The following is a 21,133-nucleotide window of genomic DNA, read 5'->3' as shown; positions in this document are numbered from 1 at the left end:
ACATCCTCGCTCACGACGGCCGGGCCGATTGTGATCAAGGGGGTTTTGGTCTATTCACCGGCTCGATATGCGCTCGCTCCCATGCGATTCCCGCCGGGGAGCGTAGCCTTACCATGATAGAGTATTCGTGATGACACGTCGCCGCCGCATCTATGAAGGCAAGGGCAAGATTCTTTATGAGGGCCCCGAGCCCGGCACGCTCGTTCAATTCTTCAAGGACGACGCCACCGCCTTCAACAAGAAGAAACACGAGATCGTCGACGGCAAGGGCGTCCTCAATAACCGGATCTCGGAATACATCTTCTCGCACCTCAACAAGATGGGCATTCCGACCCACTTCATCCGCCGGCTCAACATGCGTGAGCAGCTGATCAAGGAAGTCGAGATCATCCCGCTCGAGGTGGTGGTACGCAACGTCGCCGCTGGCTCGCTGGCCAAGCGCCTCGGCATCGAGGAAGGCACCGTGCTGCCGCGCTCGATCATCGAGTTCTACTACAAGGCCGACGCGCTCGACGATCCGCTGGTGTCCGAAGAGCACATCACGGCCTTCGGCTGGGCGAGCCCGCAGGAAATCGACGACATCATGGCGCTCGCCATCCGTGTCAACGACTTCCTCTCCGGCCTTTTCCTCGGCGTCGGCATTCAGCTCGTCGACTTCAAGATCGAGACCGGACGGCTGTTCGAGGGCGATATGATGCGCATCATCGTCGCCGACGAGATCTCGCCGGACTCCTGCCGCCTCTGGGACGTCCAAACCAACGACAAGCTCGACAAGGACCGGTTCCGCCGCGACATGGGCGGCCTCGTCGAGGCCTATCAGGAAGTCGCGCGTCGTCTCGGGATCATGAACGAGAACGAGCCGCCCCGCCCCTCCGGGCCGGTGTTGGTCAAGTGAAGCGGCGAAGGCCCGTGAAACAGCCGGCACCGGCACTCAAGCTCGTTCATTCAAGCGATCCGCTCAAGGAGCGCCCGCAGCCCCGCGCAGAGGACCAATGATCAAGGCCCGCATCATCGTCACCCTGAAAACCGGCGTTCTCGATCCGCAAGGCAAGGCGATCGAGTCCGCCCTCGGCAATCTCGGCATCGACGGCGTCGGTTCCGTGCGCCAGGGCAAGGTCTTCGACGTCGAAATCGACGGCGAGGATGCGGCGGGTGCCAAGACCAAGCTCGACGCCATGTGCGAACAGCTCCTCGCCAACACGGTGATCGAGAACTACCTCGTGGAGATCCACCACGGGTAGCATGGAGCCTTTGCGGTTGCCGAGGTGACGAACGAACTGATCTTCGAAGTCTCGAGGCAGCTTCAGGCCAGAATGGGCAACGTAGAGGGCGGCCTTCGGGAGGTGAAGCAGGAACACATCTCGATCCGAGGGCATGCCGTCTCGATGCAGACCGATATCCACAGCATCTACGACAAACTGGATCGCCACGAAGAACGCCTGGAGCGAATCGAGCGCCAGCTGGAATTTCGTGAACTGGCCGAACCACACAAACCGTTTGAGCACGATCGATGAAAACCGCCGTCGTCCTCCTCCCCGGCCTCAACCGTGACCGCGACATGATCGCTGCGCTGAGGACGATCACGGGCAAGAAACCCGTCACCGTCTGGCAGACCGAAACGGCCCTGCCCGACGTCGATCTCGTCGTCGTTCCCGGCGGCTTCTCCTTCGGCGACTATCTGCGCGCCGGCGCCATCGCCGCCCGTTCGCCGGTGATGCGGGCCGTCGCCGATGCGGCGGCCAAGGGCGTTCCCGTTCTCGGCGTCTGCAACGGCTTCCAGATCCTGTGCGAGGCGGGCCTCCTGCCCGGCGCGCTCATGCGCAACGCCGCGCTGCGCTTCGTCTGCCGCGAGGTGAAGCTCGAGGTGGTGAATGCCCGGACGCGGTTTTCCACAGCTTATGAAGAGGGCCAGATCATTCGCTGTCCGGTCGCCCATCACGACGGCAACTATTTCGCCGACGACGCGACGCTGAAGAGCCTGAAGGACGACGGCCAGATCGTGTTCCGCTATGCCGAGGGCACCAATCCCAATGGCGCGATCCACGACATCGCCGGCATCGTCAACAAGGCCGGCAACGTCCTCGGCATGATGCCGCATCCGGAAAATCTGGTCGAGCCGGAGCATGGCGGCACCGACGGTCGCGGCATCTTCGAGAGCCTTCTGGGGGCATCCACGAGCGTCGCGGCCTGAGTCCCGAGTGATGGGCACCCTTCCGTCGATGACGGTCCCCGCCATGGCTTGCCTGATCTTGCTGACGGCATGCGCCGCCAGACAGGAGGCGGCGACACGGCCGAGCGCCGATACCGGCCTCGACCGGATGGAGCGGCTGACGCTCAATGCCAATCGCTGCTGGTTCAAGTCCCGCGATCCGGCTTTCGCATCCTATTCGCTGGCGCCGGAGCTTTCGTCCTTTTCAGGCCGGCCCCGGTTCCTGCTGGTGCCGAAGGGCAAGCCGGAGGCCCGTCCGCTGGTCGTCGTCGAGGGCGAGAGCGGCTCGGCAAGCGTCGCCACCTACGGCCCGCTGATGAACCAGACGATCGGTTCGCGTATTGACGCCGATGTGACCCGCTGGGCCGCCGGCGGCAACGGCTGCTCGACCTGACGATCCGATGCGCGCGCGACGCTCCCTACCTCTCGCCATTATGGGTATGTTTGCCCTGCCCGGCTGCGCTGCCAGTGGCAGCACCGACACGCTGGCGCTCGCGTCCCTGCCTCCAGCCACGATGGCAAGCGGAATACCGGCGCAGGACAGCGGTGTCGGCGTCAATGGAGACGCTGAAACGACCCCAGACCGCAGCGGAGCGTCATCATCAGCCATGGCGAGGGCCGGAGCCGGAGGTGGCACGCCTTCCAAGGCGGAAATCGCCTATGCCGACGCCACGGCCGCCGGCGTCTTTCGCCGTCGCAAAGCCGAGCGGGCAAGGACCTTTCTTCCGACCGGCACCGTCGATGGCTACGGGCTGTGCCTGCGCTCGCCATCGCGCAAACATGCCGGATACGACTACGTCCTGATCCTGCAATCCAGCCGCGACGCGGGCGGTCCCATCTCCCAAGTCGACGACGACACTCTGGTGATGCGCCGGCCGGCCGACACCGCGCCCTGCGCGACCGCGCGACTGGACTGGGTCAATGCGGGGTGATGCCCCCTAGCCGCGAACGCAGCACAGCCTCGTCGAAGCGGACCACCGTGCCCTCCTCTCGAAGCGGCGTGAATGCCAGCTTCCACGAGGTGCCCGGGACGTCTTCCCGGGTGAGCGTTGCCTCGAGTTGCCTGACCAGTGCCCGAACGATCCCGCTGCCGGATCCGCGGTCATGCCCGGCCCGGTCGCCAAGACCGATACCGTCGTCGGCAATGACCACAGCCACTCCGCCTTCGAGATCCGTCGTAAGCCGAATCGACACATTGCCGACAGCGCCTTTGGGAAAGGCATGCTTGACGGCATTTGTGACGAGTTCGTTGACGATGAGCCCGAGCGTCGTCGCTTGTGAAATATGCAATCGCACCGGCGCAAGATCCCACGATATCACCACGCTCGGCGGCGCCAGAGAGCGGGACAGCTCGCCGCAGATCTCCGCGATCAGGATATCGGCCGACAGATGGTCCGTCTCGCGATCGCGGTCGAGAAGGTCGTGGATCTTGGCAACCGACTGTATCCGCCGTTCGAGAGTCTCGAACTGCGTCCTCGCGGCAGGCAGACCGCAGCGCAGGCGACCGATGGAAACCATCGAAGCGAGCAGCATGAGATTGTTCTTCACGCGATGGACGAGCTCCCGGTGCAACCGCTTCTGCGATGCGAGCAGATCCGTCAGCATGGCCTCCATCCGCTGGCGGTGGGCGAGTTCGACGTTCAGCTTCTGAATCAGCGCCCGGTGCTCTTCGAACTGCCTGCCGCGCGAGACGTCCTGGACGAGTGCCACGTAGAGGCTGCGGCCGCTTTGCGTGTCGGCGAGAAATCCCCGTGCTTTGAACGCAACGGCCTCGCCCGCTTCGCCCTCGCCTCGGCGGCGGAGCGAAATTGCCTGCCACGTCGAGGTCGCGGCAAGCCGGTGCAGCATCTGGGCGGCAGACCGCTCGTCGAGTTCCCAGTAGAGACTGAAACTGGAATGAGGGGGGTCTGAGGGCCCCAGACCGGCGCGGCCCTGCGCGCGCGGATTGGCATAGACGACGGCTCCCTCGGGCGAGGCCACCAGCACTTCCAGTTCGAGACTTGCCAGGATCTGGTCGGAAAGGTCGATGCGCACCAGAGAAGCCGGATCACTGTCAGCGATCGGCGGGGACGGCACTCGGCCGCAAGCGGTAATACTCGCGCTCATCGGCTTCCAGCCCGTTCCGCGGAGACAGATGCACCTCGACATGACATTCGCGATCCCCCCTGGCGATGGATTGGAGCAGTTGAACGCGCGCATAGCCGCGATTGTCGGCGGCTATCCGGCCAAAGACATTGGAGGTCATCATGCAGAGAGACGGCCGTCCGATCACATTGTCGCCAAACGGACATCGCGTGTTCCGCAAGACGATCCGGTCGGGTTCGATCGCCACGACATAGAAGCCGCCATCGATGCGGCGCTTCAGGTCGACGAAGATCTGCGCCACCGTCTCGATATCGAAGTCCTGCTCGCCGAGGCCGTCATGATACGCAGCGTTCAGCCATTCGCCCATCATGCCGCCGACCGTGGCGACATAACCGCCGGCATCCTCCTCGCCGACGACGCGCTCGATCGTACCGCTCAAATCGCGCAGGAGCTTGAGGACGAAAGATTCCCGATCAAGGTTGAGATCGACCGCTTCGAGGCGATCGAGCCGTGCTTGACGAAGTTGTACCGTCATGGACAAGAAACCCTCACCCTTTGCACGAACAACTTACTTCATAAGCGAAGCAATTCGCCATGATAACACCCCACGTAAGAAGCGATTTGGATGAAAATTCACGACGATACAGTAACACAGATACCCTTCGCTGCAACACCATAAATTGCATCACCGTCAGTTTTCAATGAATACTATATTCTTTATTATCTAGGATCATTACTTTCTGCAAAGACGGATAGTCGGAAAGGCCCGCACGGTCGCGGTCAGACACGACATGTGGCGTCCTCTTTTGACAAGACATCGCCAGGGCGGCGGCGGAATTCCGCACGCCCATCTTCGTCATCGCCGGGCAAAGAGACTTGGTGAGGAGGAAGCGGAATGCTAACAGCCCCACCTAAAGGTCAGCGTGGATGGACGAACGATGCCGACGGAGTTGAAGATCACACCAGAGCTCGTGGCTTTGCACGGCCTGAAGCCCGAGGAATATGAGCGCGTGCTCTCGCTCATCGGCCGCGAGCCCAGCCTCACCGAGCTCGGCATCTTCTCGGCCATGTGGAACGAGCATTGTTCCTACAAGTCCTCCAAGCGCTGGCTGCGGACGCTGCCGACGAAGGGCGAACGCGTCATCCAGGGCCCCGGCGAGAATGCCGGCGTCGTCGATATCGGCGACGGGCTCTGTGTGGTCTTCAAGATGGAGAGCCACAACCACCCCTCCTATATCGAACCCTATCAGGGGGCGGCGACCGGCGTCGGCGGCATCTTGCGCGACGTATTCACCATGGGCGCGCGGCCGATCGCGGCGATGAACGCCCTGCGCTTCGGCGCGCCGGATCATCCCAAGACCCGCCATCTCGTCGCCGGCGTCGTCGCCGGTGTCGGCGGCTACGGCAATTCCTTCGGTGTTCCGACCGTTGGCGGCGAGGTGAACTTCCATTCCCGCTACAACGGCAACTGCCTGGTCAACGCCTTTGCCGCCGGCCTGGCGAAGAGCGACGCGATCTTTTATTCCGAGGCCAAAGGCGTCGGCCTTCCCGTCGTCTATCTCGGCGCCAAGACCGGGCGCGACGGCGTCGGCGGTGCCACCATGGCGTCCGCCGAATTCGACGAGACCATCGAGGACAAGCGCCCGACGGTCCAGGTCGGCGATCCCTTCACCGAAAAATGCCTGCTGGAAGCCTGCCTCGAACTGATGCAGACCGGCGCGGTCATCGCCATCCAGGACATGGGCGCGGCGGGCCTCACCTGCTCCGCCGTCGAGATGGGCGCCAAGGGCGGTCTCGGCATCGAGCTCGACCTGAACGCCGTGCCCGTGCGCGAAGACGGCATGACCCCCTACGAGATGATGCTGTCGGAGAGCCAGGAGCGCATGCTCATGGTACTCGATCCGGACAAGCGCGCCGAGGCGGAGGCGATCTTCGTCAAATGGGGCCTCGATTTCGCGATCGTCGGCAAGACCACCGACGACCTTCGCTTCCGCGTCCTCTTCGACGGCCAGGAGGTCGCAAATCTCCCGATCAGGGAGCTCGGCGACGAGGCGCCGGAATATGACCGCCCCTGGGTGGAGCCGAAGCCGCGCCCGGTGATTTCGGCCTCTGACGTTCCTGCCCCGAGCGACTGCGGCGCGGCGCTCCTGTCGCTTCTCGGCTCGCCGGACCTTTGCTCCCGGCGTTGGGTCTTCGAGCAGTATGACACGATGATCCAGGGCAATTCGCTGCAGCGGCCCGGCGGCGATGCCGGCGTCGTGCGCGTCGACGGCCATGCGACCAAGGCGCTGGCCTTCTCCTCGGACGTTACGCCGCGCTATTGCGAGGCCGATCCCTATCAGGGTGGCGCCCAGGCCGTCGCCGAATGCTGGCGCAATCTTTGCGCCGTCGGCGCCGAACCGCTGGCGGCGACCGACAACCTCAATTTCGGCAACCCGGAAAAGCCGGAGCTGATGGGCCAGTTCGTCAAGGCCGTGGAGGGCATCGGTGCCGCCTGCAACGCCCTCGCCTTCCCGATCGTGTCGGGCAACGTCTCGCTCTACAACGAGACCCACGGCCAGGCGATCCTGCCGACCCCCACCATCGGCGGCGTCGGCCTGATCGAGGACCGGACGAAAACCGCCCGGATCGATTCGCTCAAAAGTGGCGACGTCCTCTTCCTCGTCGGTGCGGACGGCTCGCATATCGGGGCTTCCGCCTATCTCGCTACGATCGAGGACCGCGAGGACGGCACGCCGCCGCCCGTCGATCTCGCCGTCGAAAAGCGCAATGGCGACTTCGTGCGTAGCGTCATTGCCAAAGGCATGGTGCGCACCTGCCACGACCTTTCCGACGGCGGGCTTGCCGTCGCTCTGGCGGAACTTGCCATGGCCTCGCGTCTCGGCGCCGACATCGAGGCCGGCGACGGCCCGGATCACGCCATTCTCTTCGGCGAGGATCAGGCCCGCTATGTCGTCGCCCTCGCCCCGGACGACGCCCAGCGCTTCGAGGCGGCAGCCAGGGATGCCGGCGTGCCGATCCGCAGGCTCGGCACCGCCGGCGGCGACAGGCTGCGGATCGCCGGGCGGCTCGACCTGACCGTCAGGGCGATGACCGTGGCCAACGAGAGCTGGTTCCCGAGCTATATGTCGGGAACGCTCGTCGAGCCGCCGGCCGCAGCCTGACGCCTTGAGTGAAACCGCGTCCTGATTGCAGCGAGACCACGCGCCCTCTATCATCGTGACGCAAGCGACCCGAGCCGGAGATGCGACATGCCGATGAATGCCCAGGACATCGAAACGATGATCAAACAGGAGATCCCGGACGCGATCGTCTCGATCCGTGATCTTGCGGGCGACGGCGACCACTACGCAGCCGAAATCGTCTCGGAGAGTTTCCGCGGCAAGTCGCGTGTTCAGCAGCACCAGATGGTCTACAAGGCCCTGCGGGGAAACATGGGCGGCGAATTGCACGCGCTTGCGCTGCAAACCAGCGCACCTAAATAGTCAGGATGCGCGTCGAAAAGACCATTGCCAGCCCAGGAAGCGTCCGTCTGGTGCGGGGCTACCCCTGTTTCCCGCCGGTCGCTGAGCCAGCGACCGGGCGGCGCGGCCGAGGCGCGCAACTGTATCGTTCGGCGAGCGAGGGTTACGGTATCGATCAACGCGGCGAGCCCGCATTCGGAGGCCGCCGGACCGAAATGACTGAACATTTTTCCAATCTCGCGTACCCGGCAGCCAGTCGCGTCATTCCGGCCATGGGCCTGAACCGACGACGCGAACGTTGCGAGACAATCACGGCACCAGGGATGGCCCGTCCGGCGTCCCCAGCCAACGAAGGAGCTTTTTCATGAGCGGCATCAACGAGTGGATCGATAACGAGGTCAAGTCGAACGACGTGATCCTCTTCATGAAGGGCACGCCGTCCTTCCCGCAATGCGGATTTTCCGGTCAGGTGGTGCAGATCCTCGATTATCTCGGCGTCGAGTACAAGGGCGTCAACGTCCTGACGTCGGACGATCTGCGCCAGGGCATCAAGGAATATTCCGAGTGGCCGACGATCCCGCAGCTCTACGTCAAGGGCGAGTTCGTCGGCGGTTGCGATATCCTGCGCGAGATGTTTCAGGCCGGCGAGCTGAAGAGCCACTTCGAGGAGAACGGCATCAAGACCGGTCAACCTGCCGGCGCCAACGGCTGACGCCGCCGCGCTCGTAAGGGGCGCGACACGGACGGCGGATTTGCAGGCATTTCAGCGGGATGCGGGGCTTTTTTGCTTGGCAGAACTCGCGCAAGCTTTGGCGGGACACCCGGTCCCGCCTTTTCGATTCGGGCGACACCTGCTCCGCGCCCGGCCTCCCGCCCATGTCGATGCCGATGACTCGGCCCCGTCAGGCCTTGACCGCCGGTCGGACGCGCGCACCGGTCTTGAGGCACCGACCCGACGACAGGTTCGCCACCTGCGTTGAACGCAGCGTATTGCTGCAATGCGACTTTAGTCGCCCCGCCGCCTTATCCGGCTGCTATTGGTATGTTCGGCTCCCCGGCGAATCTTCCGGGACGTGTCGATGAGCCCATGCTTTTTGCAATCGCGTCGACCCCATCTGTCCGTTGCGGGCCAGACAGGCTGACGGCGGCTTTGCCACTTCAAGAACCCGAGGACTTCATGGCTTTGCCAGCGCAGAAGACGGAAACACACGGCCTGCCCTATTGGGAGCTGGTGATGATGGTGGCCTGCCTGATGGCGATGAACGCGGCCGCGATCGACATCTTCATTCCCGCTCTTCAGGATATCGGCACCGCTCTTCAGGTTTCTGACGCCAACCAGCGACAGCTGGTGATCACGGCCTATCTGCTCGGTTTCGGCGGCGGGCAGCTCCTCTACGGCCCGATCAGTGACCGGTTTGGACGGCGCAACGTGCTTCTGGTCGGCATCACCATCTATGTGATCGCGGCAGGCCTCGGAACCTTTTCGACTTCCTTCAGCATGCTCCTTGCCCTTCGCGCGATCCAGGGTTTCGGCGCCTCGGCGACCCGCGTCATCGCCGTTTCGGTCGTGCGCGACTGCTTCGGCGGGCGGCGCATGGCGAGCGTCATGTCCCTCGTCATGATGGTGTTCATGGCGATTCCGGTCGTCGCGCCCAATATCGGCCAAGGCATCATGCTGTTCGGTTCCTGGCGCGAGATCTTCGTCATCGTTGCGCTGTTCGGAGCCGGCGTCGGCATCTGGGCGGCCATCCGGTTGCCTGAGACCCTCGCGGCCGAGAACCGCCGCGAGCTGACCGGCAAGCGGGTCGCGGAGGCCTTCCGCATCGTCCTCACCAACCGCATCGCCTTCGGCTATACGATGGCGACGGCGATGATCTTCGGCGTCCTGTTCGGCTTCATCAACCAGGCGGAACAGATCTACACCCAGGCCTACGGCCTCGGCCCCTATTTCACGCTGGTCTTCTCGGCCACGGCGATCTTCATGGCCGCCGCCTCCTTCATGAACTCCCGCCTTGTCGAGCGGTTCGGCATGCGCCGGCTCTCGCACGGCGCCCTGATCGGCTTCATGGGCATGGCGGCCTTGCACCTTGCCGTCGCCTATTTCTGCGGCGGGCGGGCGCCCCTGTGGTTCTTCGTTCCCATGATGACGCTCAATTTCTGCCTGTTCGGCTTCATCGGCACGAATTTCAACGCCCTCGCCATGGATCCTCTCGGCCATGTCGCCGGCACCGCCTCGTCCGTCCTCGGCTTCATGCAGACCTTCGGCGGCGGCATCATCGGCGCGGTCATCGGCTATTTCTACGACGGCACGCTGATCCCGCTGCTCCTTGGCTTCATCACCCTGTCGATCCTCTCGACCCTTTGCGTGTTTCTTGCCGAGGGACGGCTCTTCGACGCAAAGTACGAGCCCGTCACGACCCCGCATCCCGACAGGATAGAGCCGAGCGCCGCCGAATAGGACCGCGTCACTTCGATCTTGCGGTATTCGGGGAAAGGGGTCCTTTCTGCGTCCAGCTGGACGCAGAGCTCTCTATACCGCGCTGGGAAACAACGTCGCCTTCACGGCATGCCAGGCTTCCTCGCTCGCAGCCGCGATCATCGCGCCCTCGCGGTCGAGCGGCGTGTAGGGCGAGCCGTCGATTTTGGCGACGTGGCCGCCTGCTTCCATGGTGATCAGCGCGCCGGCGAGATGATCCCATGGCATGAGCTTGGCATAGGCCGAAAACTGCGAGCCGCCCGAGGCCAGAAGCCGGTATTCGTGGCCGGCGCAGCGATAGTTGGCGGCGATCTTGATCGCCCCGAGGCCGGGCAGAAGGTGCGCCTTCAGCGCCTGCGGAAAATAGCTGGTGCTGATGCAGCCGACGGCCTCTGACAGCGGCATGGGGGCAGCGGTGGAGAGCCTTGCCTCCTCGCCTGAAGCCAAGAGGCGTCTGGCACCGCCGCCTTTTTCCGCCAGGATGCAGTCGTCGCCAAGCGGGTCGTAGATCAGCCCGGCCACCGTTTCGCCCTTTACGACGATGGCCGCCATCACCGCAAAAAGCGGAAGCCCGCCCGCGAAATTGGCCGTGCCGTCGACCGGATCGACGACGATCGCCAACTCGGCCTCGTTCAGACGGTCGAGAAGCCCCGGATCGGCGGCCACCGATTCCTCGCCCACGAACAGCGCATCCGGCAACAGGCGCTGGCACTCGCGGGCGATGAAGCGCTCCGCCGCTTCGTCGGCTTCGGTGACGAGATCGGTCGCCGAGGTCTTCTGGCGAACGTCGCCGTCGGACAGATTGCGAAAGCGCGGCATGATCTCGGCTTTCGCCGCCTCGCGCAAAAGCTCGGCGAAACGGGCGACATCGATGGTCTGGGTCAAGCGTCGGATCCTGGTTTGATGGAGAGGCCGGCAAAGTCGAACGCTGCGGGATCGACCAGATGACCCGGCCGGACATTCGACAAAGCCCGCATCATGACGGCCTTGCGGCCGGGATAGCGGGTCTCGATCTCGTCGAGCATCTGCTTCGTCAGATTGCGCTGCAGACCGTCCTGGCTGCCGCAGAGATCGCAGGGAATGATCGGGAACTGCATCGCTTGGGAAAAGCGCTCGAGATCGCTTTCCGCCGACTGGATCAGCGGCCGCAAGACGAAGAGGTCGCCCTCGTCATTGAGGAGCTTTGCGGGCATAGCCGACAGCCGGCCGCCATGCAGGAGGTTCATGAAGAAGGTCTCGAGACAATCGTCGCGGTGATGGCCGAGAACGAGCGCCTCGCAGCCTTCTTCGCGCGCGATGCGATAAAGGTTGCCGCGTCGCAGGCGCGAGCAGAGCGAGCAGTAGGTCGCCCCCTCGGGCAGCGTGTCGGTGACGATCGAATAGGTGTCGCGATACTCGATGCGGTTGGCGATGCCGTATCGCGCCAGCCATTGCGGCAGAACGTGCTTGGGAAAATTCGGCTGCCCCTGATCGAGATTGCAGGCCAGGAGATCGACCGGCAAAAGCCCCCGCCACTTCAGATCATGGAGAAGGGCGAGAAGCGCGTAGGAGTCCTTGCCGCCGGAGATCGCAACCAGCCAGCGCGCGCCCGGGCGCACCATCGCGAAGCGCTCGACGGTCTCGCGGACCTCGCGCAGCAGTCGCTTGCGCAGCTTCTTGAAGCCGACGCTCGATGGAACGTCGCGAAACAGCGGATGGGCGCCCTCCGCAGTCTCGCCACCTTCGGGCAGGCGAGCCGCCGCGGTCTCGTCGTCTGAGGCCTTCGCCTCTTGAGCATCGAGCATGTCGTCACCTCGCGAGATTGCGAGGCCGGTGTAGAGCGTCGGGGCTGAAAACGGAAGAGCGCCTGGGGCGACGAAGCGCCCGCTCTTCAGCCGCCGGAGTTTCTCTGTCGAGCGACAGGCCGCCTCGCCGGCGGGTGACGCCGGGAATGCCACTCGGACGCAGCGAGAAGAGAGAGAGCACCGAGCGGGAGCACTGAAAGAAGGACAAGCTGATACAAAGTCATTGGTCCAATCCCTTCAGGGTGGCATATGCCCGAATATGTAAGATAAAAGCGATCGCGAGGCAAATCAGCCCAACCAAGATCGATTGAAAGACTTCACTGAGGTTCAAACCCGATTGGAAAAGCGCTCGCGACGTCGAGGCAAGCGTCCCCACCGCAAACGTCGCCACCGAAAGGCCGTTCAGCCAACTTGCGCGGAATTTGATCTGCTCCTTCGCCGCTTCGGTCAGCGGCAGAGCCTTCTCCCCGCTGTCGAACTCATCTGCCATGCTACCTGAAACCGCTTTATGAAATGAACACGCCTTTCGAGAGCATAAGCGAAACCGGCCTTTGGCAAAGCCCGTGAAATGAAAAAGGCCGCCCCGAGGGACGGCCTTTCGAAATCGTCGCGGTGATCGATCGATCAGCGCGAATAGAACTCGACGACGAGATTCGGTTCCATCTGCACGGCGTAGGGAACGTCGTGGAGACCCGGCACCCGGGTATAGGTCGCGACCATCTTGTGGTGGTCGGCGTCGATGTAGTCCGGCACGTCGCGCTCGGCGAGCTGGGTCGCCTCGATGACGTTGACGTTCTGCTTGGACTTTTCGCGAACCTCGATCACGTCGCCCGGCTTGCAGACATAGGACTGGATGTTCGTGCGAACGCCGTTCACATTGACATGGCCGTGGTTGACGAACTGGCGGGCGGCGAAGACCGTCGGCACGAACTTCGCGCGATAGACGATGGCGTCGAGCCGGCTCTCCAGGAGGCCGATCAGGTTCTCCGAGGTGTCACCCTTGCGACGGGCGGCCTCGTCGTAGATCTTGCGGAACTGCTTCTCGCGGATGTCGCCGTAATAGCCCTTCAGCTTCTGCTTGGCGCGCAGCTGCACGCCGAAGTCGCTGACCTTGCCCTTGCGGCGCTGGCCGTGCTGGCCCGGGCCGTACTGGCGCCGGTTCACCGGGGACTTCGGACGGCCCCAGATGTTTTCGCCCATACGGCGATCGAGCTTGTATTTCGCGGATGTGCGCTTTGTCATCGCATTTCCTTTTGGAAAAAACACAACAACCCGCGGATCACCCACGGGCCGTTCCAGGAAACGCGCCCTCCTCTGTCCTTGCGGACTGACAGAGCGATGTGGGCACAGACCGACACCGCTCACGGGACACGTTGAAAACCGGCCAAAGCGTTGCTCCAGCCGGTTGGTGGGGTGTTAGTCGGACATGTGGCAGCTGTCAACCGGTCTGCCGGTCCGATTGCGCCGAAGGTGTCAGTACTTGGCGATGACCCAGACCGCGTGGACAATGCCCGGGATATAGCCAAACAGCGTCAGGATGATGTTGATCCAGAAATGCTTACCGAGGCCGACCTGCAGAAAGACGCCCAGTGGCGGCAGCAGAATTGCGACGATGATGCGGACGATATCCATGAACGGCAGGCTCCGTAAGTAAGGGTTCTGACCTTAACGTGACCGGCCTGCGCCCGTTCCCGAGCTTTTCCGGCGCAATGGCCGTCGTTTCGCCATTTCGTGCGGCCATGCAAGAATTAAGACCCGCCCCTGACGAAGGGGCTCGATCCGATGGCCCGGCCATTCCCCGACCATTCAAGGAGCCCGGCTCTTGCCTTCATCGACTTGTCTCGCCTTTGCGGGAACGCTCGCCCTTTGCGCAGGTCTTGCGATCGGGTCTCCCGCCCTCGCCGCCTCCGACTATTTTTCCCGCTTCGACGGCCAATGGCGCGGCGGGGGTAGCGTCAAGGTCAAACAGCTTCCCGCGCCGACCAACGTCTCCTGCACCGTCTCCGGCACCCGCAAGGGGCCGAGCAGCTTCGACATCGCCGGAAGCTGCCGGGCGATGTTGGTGATGAGCCGCGACATCGCCGCCCGGCTCACCTACGACAAGGGCGCGAGGCTCTATCGTGGCACCTATACGGGCTCCTCGAGCGGACCAGCGACGCTGGCCGGCAAGCTGCGGGGCGATACGCTGGATCTGAGGGTGAAATGGGCCAAGAAGATCTATGACGACGATTTTGCCCGCATGCTGATCAAGAACACTGGCCGTGGCGCCTTTTCCATGCAGGTGGTGGAGAAAATCAACGGCAAGAACGTCGTCGTCTCGAACCTGTCCTTCAAGGGTCGATAAGCGCCTTATGCTGTGAGGCCAAATCCCTGCATGAGCCGCCGGGTGACCGCATCGGCCCCGCCAGAGGTGAAGACCGCGAGGTCGACGTGCCGCTCGAACGCTGCGTTGGAATCGACCTTCGGCAGGATCGACAGCGCCCGGCGGGCAATCGCTTCCGCCGGATCCAGCCAGTCGACCGGCCAGGGCGCCATCTTGCGCATGCGATTGACCAGAAACGGATAGTGGGTGCAGGCGAGGACGACGATATCCGTCTGCCGCCCATCGGCATCGACGAAGCAGGGCGCGATCTCCGTCCGGATCGCCTCCTCGTCCACCAGCCCCTCGCGCATATAGATCTCGGCGAGCCGCGCCAGCGTCACGCTGCCGACCAGATTGACCTCGCACTTCATGGCCCACTGCTCGATCAGGTCGCGGGTGTACTGACGCTTCACCGTGCCCGGCGTCGCCAGAACGGTCACGAGACCGGACCGCGTGCGCTCCGCCGCCGGCTTGATCGCCGGCACGGTGCCGACGAAGCTCATCCCGGGATAGGCGGCGCGCAGCGCGTCGAGACTCAAGGTCGATGCCGTATTGCAGGCGATCAGGCAGGCGACCGGATCATGCTCGGCGATCAGATCGCCGAACAGATGGACGAGCCGCTCCCTCAGCGCCGCTTCCTCCCAGTCGCCATAGGGAAAGGCGGCGTCGTCGACGACGTAAACGAAACGCCGGTCGGGCATCAGCACGCGCGCTTCGCGCAGGACGGTCAACCCGCCGATCCCGCTGTCGAGGACGAGCAGCGGCCGGTTCGAAGGCGGGGCCCCGGTCATTGACCCTCGGCCTCGCCGTCGTTCTGACCGCCAGTGCGTGCCAGCCGCCCCACCTCGTAGTCGAACGCCTTGATCACGCCTCTCAGTGTTCGCACCTCCGGCTCGGAGAACGAGGCCTTCGTCAGCATCGTCCTCAGATTCTGGGCGAGCACGTCGCGTTTCGGCTCGGGAAAGAAATATCCGGCCCGATCGAGCGATGCTTCGAGATGCTCGAACAGCCGGAACAGATCCGCCTTGGTCGCCGGCGGCGGCACCTTCGCCTCGAATCGCGGCGAGAGGTCGCCGCCCTTGCCGGCCACCTGATAGGCGTAGCTCATCAGGAGAACCGCCTGGGCGATATTGAGCGAGGCGAAATTCGGATCGACCGGAAAGGTGACGATCTCGTCCGTGAGCCCAACCTCGTGATTGTTGAGGCCCCAGCGCTCGCGGCCGAAGAGGATGCCGCAGCCCTGCCCGTCGCCGGTGCGTCGCCGAAGATCCACCGCCGCCTCCTCGGGACCGCGAACCGGCTTGAAGCTGTCGCGCGGCCGCGCCGTCGTCGCGAGAACGAAATTGAGATCGGCCGTCGCCTCCTCGACCGTATCGAACAGCCGCACGGCATCGATCACGTGATCGGCCCGAGACGCCGCCGCCCGCGCCTTCTCGCTCGGCCATCCGTCGCGCGGTTTGACGAGGCGCAGATCGCCGAGGCCGAAATTCGCCATGGCTCGCGCGACCATGCCGATATTCTCGCCGAGCTGCGGCTCGACGAGGACGATGGCCGGGCCCTTTTGGTCTTCGTCAGGCATCACGTCGCTCAAGGCTTCCAAAACTCCACTTTCGCCCGGACGGGCGAGCTCGACGGACGATCCATCCGTCATCCATGCTCAACCCTTCAGGCTCACAAGCGTCGATAACGCTTCGCGGAGCGCGGGCCAAGCGGCGCAAGGACGGAATTCAGCTGGCAAAACCGTCTATGCCCTTCCATGCGATCCGGTGCACCGCCTCGGGATCGGCGCCCACCCGGTCCTCGACGTTGAAGATCATCGTCTCACGCGTGTTCGGGCGGTAGGCCGGCCACCCTTCCCCCGGCCTTCCGTCGCGCACGAACGAAAGCCAGTGATCGCGCATTCTCTCGGCCAGCCTGTGGCGCCCCGGATCGGGAAGGACGCCGAGATAGGCGGAGCGGAACGGCCGCAGAAACCCTTCAAAGAGCAGCGGCAGATCGACCGAATGGGTGGCGCCGAGCTTGGACAAGAGACCCTTGGCCTCCCAGTCGAGGCGATAGAAATAGACGGAATTGTCGTTCTTGGCGTGACCATCGGCGAATGCGATCGCCGGCATGCGAAAGATGAGATCGGTGCCGAAGGCGATGCGGCCCGGCCGGTCGTCGCGGTAGAGGCTGGCGATGCGCTTCGACGCTTCTTCCCCGGCGAACTCCGCGACCATCGCCGCCATCTCGGCCTTGCCCGTTTCCATGGGCAGGATCGGCAACTGGCTGAAGAAGGAGAACTCGTCGCGGTTGGTGCCGATCAGGAGGGGGACGGGCTTGGCGGCTCTGGCAAGATCTGCGGGAAGCGACGCGCCGATTTCCACTTCGTCCGCATAGGGCCGCGAGATCACCCCGGTATGGCGCGAAACGGCAGCCTCTGCGGCCTCCTGGAGCTGCTTCGGCGACAGCTGGAACAACGGCTCGGGCCCGGCGGCGAGCGAAAGGCCGGCGCGCAGTTCGTCGCCGATCGCCCGCGCCCGTTCCAGGCCGTAGAACAGGCTGAGCGTGCCCGATTGCATGATGGCTCGAGCGTAAAGGGGCTGCGATCCCTTCGTCACGAGATGCCAGGCGACGGAAACCGACCCGGCCGATTCGCCGGCGATCGTCACCTTGTCGGGATCCCCTCCCAAGGCCGCGATATTGTCGCGAACCCATGTCAGCGCCAGCCGCTGGTCGAGGAGACCGGCATTGGCGACGAACCGATCGTCGCCTTCGAATACCTCGGCAAACGGATTGAACCCGATCAACCCGAGCCGGTAGTTCAAGGTGACAACGACGACGTCGCCGCGAATGGCGAGATCATCGCCCGGATACTGGCTGCCGGCGCCGATGATGAAACCGCCGCCATGGATGAAGACCAGCACCGGCCGCGAGCCCTTGACGTCGGGCGTCCAAACGTTGAGCGACAGGCAGTCCTCGGAAATTTCTTTGGTCGCACCGGCAATCCTTGCGATCGGCGCGGGCACCGCGCGTTTCTGCGGGGCCGCCGCGCCATAGGCGAAGGCTTCGAAGGGCCTTGCGAACGGCGCCTTCGCCCGGGGTCTGGCAAAGCGTCGATCCCCCACCGGCGGCTCGGCGTAGGGAATTCCCAGAAAACTGACGAAACCGTCGTGTCTTTGTCCGACGAGGCGGCCGCAGGCTGCCTCGACACGTACATCTCTCACCATCGGCCCATCTCGAACGGTCTCGCGGCAGGGCCCTTCGATCCGGCGCTGCACCAAAGCTTCGCCCGTCTCACTTTGCGTCTGCCATAGTGGGTGTTATAGGGCCGGGCACAGGATCACCCATCCGAACATGGCGCGGCGATGACCGCACCCACTCTTTTCCCAAGGAAGGCCCCAATGGCGAAGATCAAGGTCGCAAACCCGGTCGTAGAGCTCGACGGCGACGAGATGACCCGGATCATCTGGCAGTTCATCAAGGACAAGCTGATCCATCCCTATCTCGACATCGACCTTGAATATTACGATCTCGGCATGGAGCATCGCGACGCCACCGACGATCAGGTGACCGTCGATGCCGCCAACGCCATCAAGAAGCACGGCGTCGGCGTCAAATGCGCGACGATCACGCCGGACGAGGCCCGCGTCGAGGAATTCGGCCTGAAGAAGATGTGGCGCTCGCCGAACGGCACCATCCGCAACATCCTCGGCGGCGTCATCTTCCGCGAGCCGATCATCATGAAGAACGTGCCGCGCCTCGTTCCCGGCTGGACCCGGCCGATCATCGTCGGCCGCCACGCCTTCGGCGACCAGTACCGCGCCACCGACTTCAAATTCCCCGGCAAGGGCAAGCTGACGATGAAGTTCGTCGGCGAGGACGGCGAGACCATCGAGCACGAGGTCTTCGACGCCCCGGCCGCAGGCGTCGCCATGGGCATGTACAATCTCGACGAGTCGATCCGGGATTTCGCGCGCGCGTCGTTCAACTATGCCCTGCAGCGCAACGTGCCCTGCTATCTGTCGACCAAGAACACCATCCTGAAGGCCTATGACGGCCGCTTCAAGGACATCTTCCAGGAGATCTTCGACGCCGAGTTCAAGGCCGAATTCGACGCCAAGAAGCTGACCTACGAGCACCGTCTGATCGACGACATGGTCGCCGCCGCGCTGAAGTGGTCGGGCGGCTATGTCTGGGCCTGCAAGAACTACGACGGCGACGTCCAGTCGGACATCGTCGCGCAAGGGTTCGGCTCGCTGGGCCTGATGACCTCCGTCCTGATGACGCCGGACGGCAAGACCGTCGAAGCGGAAGCGGCTCACGGCACGGTCACCCGGCACTATCGCCAGCATCAGAAGGGCGAGCAGACCTCGACCAACCCGATCGCCTCGATCTTCGCCTGGACCCGCGGCCTCGCCCACCGGGCCAAGCTCGACGACAATGGGGACCTCGCCGAGTTCGCGGCGACCCTGGAAAAGGTCTGCATCGCGACCGTCGAAAGCGGCTTCATGACCAAGGATCTGGCGCTTCTTATCGGCCCGGACCAGCCGTGGCTCTCCACCACCGGCTTCCTCGACAAGATCGACGAGAACCTCCAGAAGGCGATGGCGTCTTCCTGAGCTTTTTCGAAGCCAGCCTGATAAGATCGAAGCCCGGCGTGGTCGTTCCACGCCGGGCTTTTTTGCGCCCATAGGAAAGAACCGTTCGATGCCCCACAAGAGCCGCCTCGGATGTATCGTCGTCGATTGCCAGACGTCGGACCTTCACAGCGCCGTCGCCTTCTGGTCCGGCCTGTTCGGCTGTGCCGGCAAGGTGGACGACGACGGCAAATATGCCGTTCTCAAAATGCCGGACGGCGAAGCAAAGGTGCTGATCCAGGCCGTGGATCATCCGGCCCGCGTTCATCTCGACATCGAGACCGACGACAAGGAAGCGGAGGCAGCCCGCCTCGAAGGCCTTGGCGCAAAACGCATCGGGCCGGTCAAATCCTGGATCGTCATGGAGGCCCCGACCGGCCATCGCTTCTGCCTCGTCAATCCGCAGCGGGCGGATTTCGACGAGCGGGCGACGACCTTTTCGCACTGACCGCCGCCCGCCTCGCGGACAGGCGAAGATCGCCTCCGCCTCACTCTGCCGCGCTGCCGACAACGCCCTCCCGGGCGGGCTTTTCGGCAGCGCCAAGCCCCTCGCCGGCGAAGGATCGATTGGACCGATCATACCCGAAGCCGGCCAACGCAGCGACGGCGATCGCCACGACGATGATCTCGGCGATCAGCACGAAGCCGTAGTCGTTGTTCCAGTGCGCGGCAAGGCCGGTCTGCATCGTCGCATTGGCCGACGCGATCAGATTGCCGAGCTGGTAGACGACGCCCGGAAAGGTGCCGCGCACGGCGGGCGGCGACAATTCGTTGAGATGGGCAGGCACGACGCCCCAGGCCCCTTGCACGAAGAACTGGACGAGAAACGCGCCGATGGCGAGCAGGATCGCGCCTGGCGCATAGACCCACAGCCAGGAGGCGGGAATCACCAGGACGGCCGCGATGACGATCGCGTTCTTGCGGCCGATCCGCTGCGAGAGCGCCCCGAAGAACAGACCACCGAGAATGGCGCCGACATTGAAAAAGATCGCGATCGCCCCGGTGACGTGGCTGTCATAGCCGCGCTGGACTTCGAGGAAGGTCGGATAGAGATCCTGGGTGCCGTGGCTGAAGAAGTTGAAGGCGGTCATCAGCAGGACGGCCCAGACCACCAGCATCAGATTGCCCTTCAGCACCGCGCCGAAGGACGGACGCTCCTTCGCGTGGGTCCTCGCCACGAAGTCGGGCGATTCCTTCACCGACTGGCGGATATAAAGGACGAGCAGAGCCGGCAGGACGCCGACCATGAACATGCCGCGCCAGCCGATCACCGGATAGAGAAAGAAGAAGATCAACGAGGCGAGCAGGTAGCCGGAGGGATAGCCGGCCTGCAGCAGGCCGGAGACGATGCCCCTCGCCTTCGGCGGCACGCTTTCCATGGTGAGCGACGCGCCGACGCCCCATTCGCCGCCCATCGCGACGCCATAAAGGGTGCGCAGGATGATCAGCATGGTCAGGCTGGTCGAAAAACCAGAGGCGAATTCCAGGACGGAATAGCTGAGGACATTGAGCATCAGCACCGGCCTTCGCCCATAGCGGTCCGCCGCAAGGCCGAAGATCAGGGCGCCGACCGGCCGCGCCGCGAGCGTCAACGTGATCGCCAGCGCCACCGCCGGGATGCCGGTCGCGAACTCCTTGGCGATGTCCTTCAGGACGAAGACGAGGATAAAAAAGTCGAACGCATCAAGCGTCCAGCCGAGATAGCTCGCCGCCACGGTGTGGCGCTGGTCGCGATCGAGGCTCTTGAGGTCGTCGAGAAACTGCATCGGATCCTCCCTGCCGAACCGGCGAGGGAGCGATTCGCGCGGCCGGCTGACATACCGCCCGCCGGCTTGGCCGAGCACAGGGCACCCGGCCGGAACAGGCCGGCGACGCGACATCGATTGAATGCAGGGACGTCGTGAAAATGTCGGCGAACTGGCACGTTGCGCGGCGACCCGTCTGACCAGGCCAAAATCGCAAGGAGCGATGTCCGGCCATGGTTGCAAAAGCAATCTTGCGCCACCGCGTTCCGAAAAGACGAATTAACTTTCGGACAGGCAGGCCGACGGCTCGCGAGCTGGTGAGACGGCGGAAGAAAAGCCCATCGGATTTCGGATCGCCGCCGAAGATCGGACATCGCGGCAGCAAAGCG

The 21,133-nt window shown here is 63.9% G+C and carries 24 protein-coding genes; 13 read left to right on the top strand and 11 right to left on the bottom strand.

The genetic code is table 11. The features are described 5' to 3' along the window. The first annotated feature begins 130 nt into the window (after window positions 1-130). From purC to J6595_RS06890, 6 genes are all read left to right on the top strand, one after another. Complete coding sequence (purC, locus tag J6595_RS06915) at window positions 131-895, top strand: phosphoribosylaminoimidazolesuccinocarboxamide synthase (protein ID WP_209593714.1); 765 nt, start codon at window positions 131-133, stop codon at window positions 893-895. Window positions 896-992: 97 nt separating this feature from the next. Beyond that, window positions 993-1,241: a phosphoribosylformylglycinamidine synthase subunit PurS gene (gene purS / locus J6595_RS06910; protein ID WP_209593713.1), complete on the top strand. Its 249-nt coding sequence runs from the start codon at window positions 993-995 to the stop codon at window positions 1,239-1,241. Between the two features lie 24 nt (window positions 1,242-1,265). Then, the gene (locus J6595_RS06905) at window positions 1,266-1,514 is read left to right on the top strand and encodes a hypothetical protein (RefSeq protein WP_342453112.1); all 249 of its coding nucleotides are present in this window, start codon (window positions 1,266-1,268) and stop codon (window positions 1,512-1,514) included. After that, a complete protein-coding gene (gene purQ / locus J6595_RS06900; RefSeq protein ID WP_209593712.1) occupies window positions 1,511-2,191 on the top strand; it encodes a phosphoribosylformylglycinamidine synthase subunit PurQ in 681 nt (226 codons plus the stop codon). The genes J6595_RS06905 and purQ overlap by 4 nt, the downstream gene beginning before the upstream one ends. 43 nt (window positions 2,192-2,234) lie before the next feature. Beyond that, the gene (locus J6595_RS06895) at window positions 2,235-2,603 is read left to right on the top strand and encodes a hypothetical protein (RefSeq protein ID WP_245197663.1); all 369 of its coding nucleotides are present in this window, start codon (window positions 2,235-2,237) and stop codon (window positions 2,601-2,603) included. Between the two features lie 214 nt (window positions 2,604-2,817). Next, window positions 2,818-3,141 carry a hypothetical protein gene (locus tag J6595_RS06890; protein WP_209593710.1) on the top strand — a complete coding sequence of 108 codons (324 nt, stop codon included), beginning with the start codon at window positions 2,818-2,820 and terminating at the stop codon, window positions 3,139-3,141. Here the strand turns inward: J6595_RS06890 and J6595_RS06885 are convergent. Further along, complete coding sequence (locus J6595_RS06885; protein WP_209593709.1) at window positions 3,128-4,315, bottom strand: sensor histidine kinase; 1,188 nt, start codon at window positions 4,313-4,315, stop codon at window positions 3,128-3,130. The genes J6595_RS06890 and J6595_RS06885 overlap by 14 nt on opposite strands. Continuing rightward, window positions 4,263-4,829: a methanogen output domain 1-containing protein gene (locus J6595_RS06880; protein WP_209593708.1), complete on the bottom strand. Its 567-nt coding sequence runs from the start codon at window positions 4,827-4,829 to the stop codon at window positions 4,263-4,265. Before J6595_RS06880 ends, J6595_RS06885 begins: the two co-directional genes overlap by 53 nt. A 403-nt stretch (window positions 4,830-5,232) precedes the next feature. Here J6595_RS06880 and purL point away from each other — a divergent pair, with 403 nt between their 5' ends. The 4 genes from purL (at window position 5,233) to J6595_RS06860 (ending at window position 10,216) form a co-directional block, all read left to right on the top strand. After that, entirely contained in the window at window positions 5,233-7,458 is a 2,226-nt protein-coding gene (purL, locus tag J6595_RS06875; protein WP_209593707.1) for a phosphoribosylformylglycinamidine synthase subunit PurL, read from the top strand. 87 nt (window positions 7,459-7,545) lie between these two features. Then, window positions 7,546-7,779, top strand: coding sequence for a BolA/IbaG family iron-sulfur metabolism protein (locus tag J6595_RS06870; RefSeq protein ID WP_209593706.1), 234 nt, complete (start codon window positions 7,546-7,548; stop codon window positions 7,777-7,779). A gap of 343 nt (window positions 7,780-8,122) precedes the next feature. Next, entirely contained in the window at window positions 8,123-8,470 is a 348-nt protein-coding gene (gene grxD, locus J6595_RS06865; protein ID WP_209593705.1) for a Grx4 family monothiol glutaredoxin, read from the top strand. 465 nt (window positions 8,471-8,935) lie between these two features. Next, window positions 8,936-10,216, top strand: a complete 1,281-nt coding sequence (locus tag J6595_RS06860; protein WP_209593704.1) for a multidrug effflux MFS transporter — start codon at window positions 8,936-8,938, stop codon at window positions 10,214-10,216. A 72-nt stretch (window positions 10,217-10,288) separates the two neighbouring features. Here the strand turns inward: J6595_RS06860 and J6595_RS06855 are convergent, their stop codons facing one another. The 5 genes from J6595_RS06855 to J6595_RS06835 form a co-directional block, all read right to left on the bottom strand. Beyond that, window positions 10,289-11,119, bottom strand: coding sequence for an inositol monophosphatase family protein (locus J6595_RS06855; protein ID WP_209593703.1), 831 nt, complete (start codon window positions 11,117-11,119; stop codon window positions 10,289-10,291). Then, complete coding sequence (gene ttcA, locus J6595_RS06850) at window positions 11,116-12,018, bottom strand: tRNA 2-thiocytidine(32) synthetase TtcA (protein WP_209593702.1); 903 nt, start codon at window positions 12,016-12,018, stop codon at window positions 11,116-11,118. Before ttcA ends, J6595_RS06855 begins: the two co-directional genes overlap by 4 nt. Window positions 12,019-12,238: 220 nt before the next feature. Further along, window positions 12,239-12,508: a hypothetical protein gene (locus J6595_RS06845; RefSeq protein WP_209593701.1), complete on the bottom strand. Its 270-nt coding sequence runs from the start codon at window positions 12,506-12,508 to the stop codon at window positions 12,239-12,241. A 134-nt stretch (window positions 12,509-12,642) separates the two neighbouring features. After that, window positions 12,643-13,260 carry a 30S ribosomal protein S4 gene (gene rpsD, locus J6595_RS06840; protein ID WP_209593700.1) on the bottom strand — a complete coding sequence of 206 codons (618 nt, stop codon included), beginning with the start codon at window positions 13,258-13,260 and terminating at the stop codon, window positions 12,643-12,645. A gap of 231 nt (window positions 13,261-13,491) precedes the next feature. Then, complete coding sequence (locus J6595_RS06835) at window positions 13,492-13,650, bottom strand: YqaE/Pmp3 family membrane protein (RefSeq protein WP_209593699.1); 159 nt, start codon at window positions 13,648-13,650, stop codon at window positions 13,492-13,494. A 190-nt stretch (window positions 13,651-13,840) separates the two neighbouring features. Here J6595_RS06835 and J6595_RS06830 point away from each other — a divergent pair, with 190 nt between their 5' ends. After that, window positions 13,841-14,362 carry a hypothetical protein gene (locus J6595_RS06830; RefSeq protein WP_209593698.1) on the top strand — a complete coding sequence of 174 codons (522 nt, stop codon included), beginning with the start codon at window positions 13,841-13,843 and terminating at the stop codon, window positions 14,360-14,362. Between the two features lie 5 nt (window positions 14,363-14,367). Here J6595_RS06830 and murI read toward each other — a convergent pair whose 3' ends face one another. The 3 genes from murI to J6595_RS06815 form a co-directional block, all read right to left on the bottom strand. Further along, window positions 14,368-15,171: a glutamate racemase gene (gene murI / locus J6595_RS06825; RefSeq protein WP_209593697.1), complete on the bottom strand. Its 804-nt coding sequence runs from the start codon at window positions 15,169-15,171 to the stop codon at window positions 14,368-14,370. Then, on the bottom strand, window positions 15,168-15,959 hold the full coding sequence (locus tag J6595_RS06820) for an RNA methyltransferase (protein ID WP_209593696.1): 792 nt from the start codon (window positions 15,957-15,959) through the stop codon (window positions 15,168-15,170). The genes murI and J6595_RS06820 overlap by 4 nt, the downstream gene beginning before the upstream one ends. 148 nt (window positions 15,960-16,107) lie before the next feature. After that, entirely contained in the window at window positions 16,108-17,589 is a 1,482-nt protein-coding gene (locus J6595_RS06815) for a carboxylesterase/lipase family protein (RefSeq protein ID WP_209593695.1), read from the bottom strand. Between the two features lie 174 nt (window positions 17,590-17,763). On the opposite strand from J6595_RS06815, the gene J6595_RS06810 reads away from it, so the two are divergent. Both J6595_RS06810 and J6595_RS06805 read left to right on the top strand, forming a co-directional pair. Further along, complete coding sequence (locus tag J6595_RS06810) at window positions 17,764-18,981, top strand: NADP-dependent isocitrate dehydrogenase (protein WP_209593694.1); 1,218 nt, start codon at window positions 17,764-17,766, stop codon at window positions 18,979-18,981. Between the two features lie 88 nt (window positions 18,982-19,069). Next, a complete protein-coding gene (locus J6595_RS06805; RefSeq protein ID WP_209593693.1) occupies window positions 19,070-19,447 on the top strand; it encodes a VOC family protein in 378 nt (125 codons plus the stop codon). 40 nt (window positions 19,448-19,487) lie between these two features. Here the strand turns inward: J6595_RS06805 and J6595_RS06800 are convergent, their stop codons facing one another. Then, window positions 19,488-20,765 (bottom strand): MFS transporter, encoded by a 1,278-nt coding sequence (locus J6595_RS06800; RefSeq protein WP_209593692.1) that lies wholly within the window; start codon window positions 20,763-20,765, stop codon window positions 19,488-19,490. Window positions 20,766-21,133: the final 368 nt, after the last annotated feature.

The sequence above is a fragment of the Jiella mangrovi genome (genome assembly GCF_017815135.1).
GTDB lineage: Bacteria > Pseudomonadota > Alphaproteobacteria > Rhizobiales > Rhizobiaceae > Jiella > Jiella mangrovi.
The sequence above is the reverse complement of the archived record's forward strand: the minus strand, read 5'-3'. Positions and strand labels throughout refer to the sequence as shown.

Coding starts and splice junctions, on each gene's coding strand:
- purL (WP_209593707.1), top strand. CDS start 5,233: ATGCCGACGGAGTTGAAGATCACACCAGAGCTCGTGGCTTTGCACGGC.
- J6595_RS06895 (WP_245197663.1), top strand. CDS start 2,235: ATGGCTTGCCTGATCTTGCTGACGGCATGCGCCGCCAGACAGGAGGCG.
- J6595_RS06870 (WP_209593706.1), top strand. CDS start 7,546: ATGCCGATGAATGCCCAGGACATCGAAACGATGATCAAACAGGAGATC.
- grxD (WP_209593705.1), top strand. CDS start 8,123: ATGAGCGGCATCAACGAGTGGATCGATAACGAGGTCAAGTCGAACGAC.
- J6595_RS06890 (WP_209593710.1), top strand. CDS start 2,818: ATGGCGAGGGCCGGAGCCGGAGGTGGCACGCCTTCCAAGGCGGAAATC.
- rpsD (WP_209593700.1), bottom strand. CDS start 13,260: ATGACAAAGCGCACATCCGCGAAATACAAGCTCGATCGCCGTATGGGC.
- J6595_RS06810 (WP_209593694.1), top strand. CDS start 17,764: ATGGCGAAGATCAAGGTCGCAAACCCGGTCGTAGAGCTCGACGGCGAC.
- J6595_RS06820 (WP_209593696.1), bottom strand. CDS start 15,959: ATGCCTGACGAAGACCAAAAGGGCCCGGCCATCGTCCTCGTCGAGCCG.
- J6595_RS06815 (WP_209593695.1), bottom strand. CDS start 17,589: ATGGTGAGAGATGTACGTGTCGAGGCAGCCTGCGGCCGCCTCGTCGGA.
- purS (WP_209593713.1), top strand. CDS start 993: ATGATCAAGGCCCGCATCATCGTCACCCTGAAAACCGGCGTTCTCGAT.
- J6595_RS06845 (WP_209593701.1), bottom strand. CDS start 12,508: ATGGCAGATGAGTTCGACAGCGGGGAGAAGGCTCTGCCGCTGACCGAA.
- J6595_RS06880 (WP_209593708.1), bottom strand. CDS start 4,829: ATGACGGTACAACTTCGTCAAGCACGGCTCGATCGCCTCGAAGCGGTC.
- murI (WP_209593697.1), bottom strand. CDS start 15,171: ATGACCGGGGCCCCGCCTTCGAACCGGCCGCTGCTCGTCCTCGACAGC.
- J6595_RS06835 (WP_209593699.1), bottom strand. CDS start 13,650: ATGGATATCGTCCGCATCATCGTCGCAATTCTGCTGCCGCCACTGGGC.
- purC (WP_209593714.1), top strand. CDS start 131: ATGACACGTCGCCGCCGCATCTATGAAGGCAAGGGCAAGATTCTTTAT.
- purQ (WP_209593712.1), top strand. CDS start 1,511: ATGAAAACCGCCGTCGTCCTCCTCCCCGGCCTCAACCGTGACCGCGAC.
- ttcA (WP_209593702.1), bottom strand. CDS start 12,018: ATGCTCGATGCTCAAGAGGCGAAGGCCTCAGACGACGAGACCGCGGCG.
- J6595_RS06885 (WP_209593709.1), bottom strand. CDS start 4,315: ATGAGCGCGAGTATTACCGCTTGCGGCCGAGTGCCGTCCCCGCCGATC.
- J6595_RS06800 (WP_209593692.1), bottom strand. CDS start 20,765: ATGCAGTTTCTCGACGACCTCAAGAGCCTCGATCGCGACCAGCGCCAC.
- J6595_RS06805 (WP_209593693.1), top strand. CDS start 19,070: ATGCCCCACAAGAGCCGCCTCGGATGTATCGTCGTCGATTGCCAGACG.
- J6595_RS06860 (WP_209593704.1), top strand. CDS start 8,936: ATGGCTTTGCCAGCGCAGAAGACGGAAACACACGGCCTGCCCTATTGG.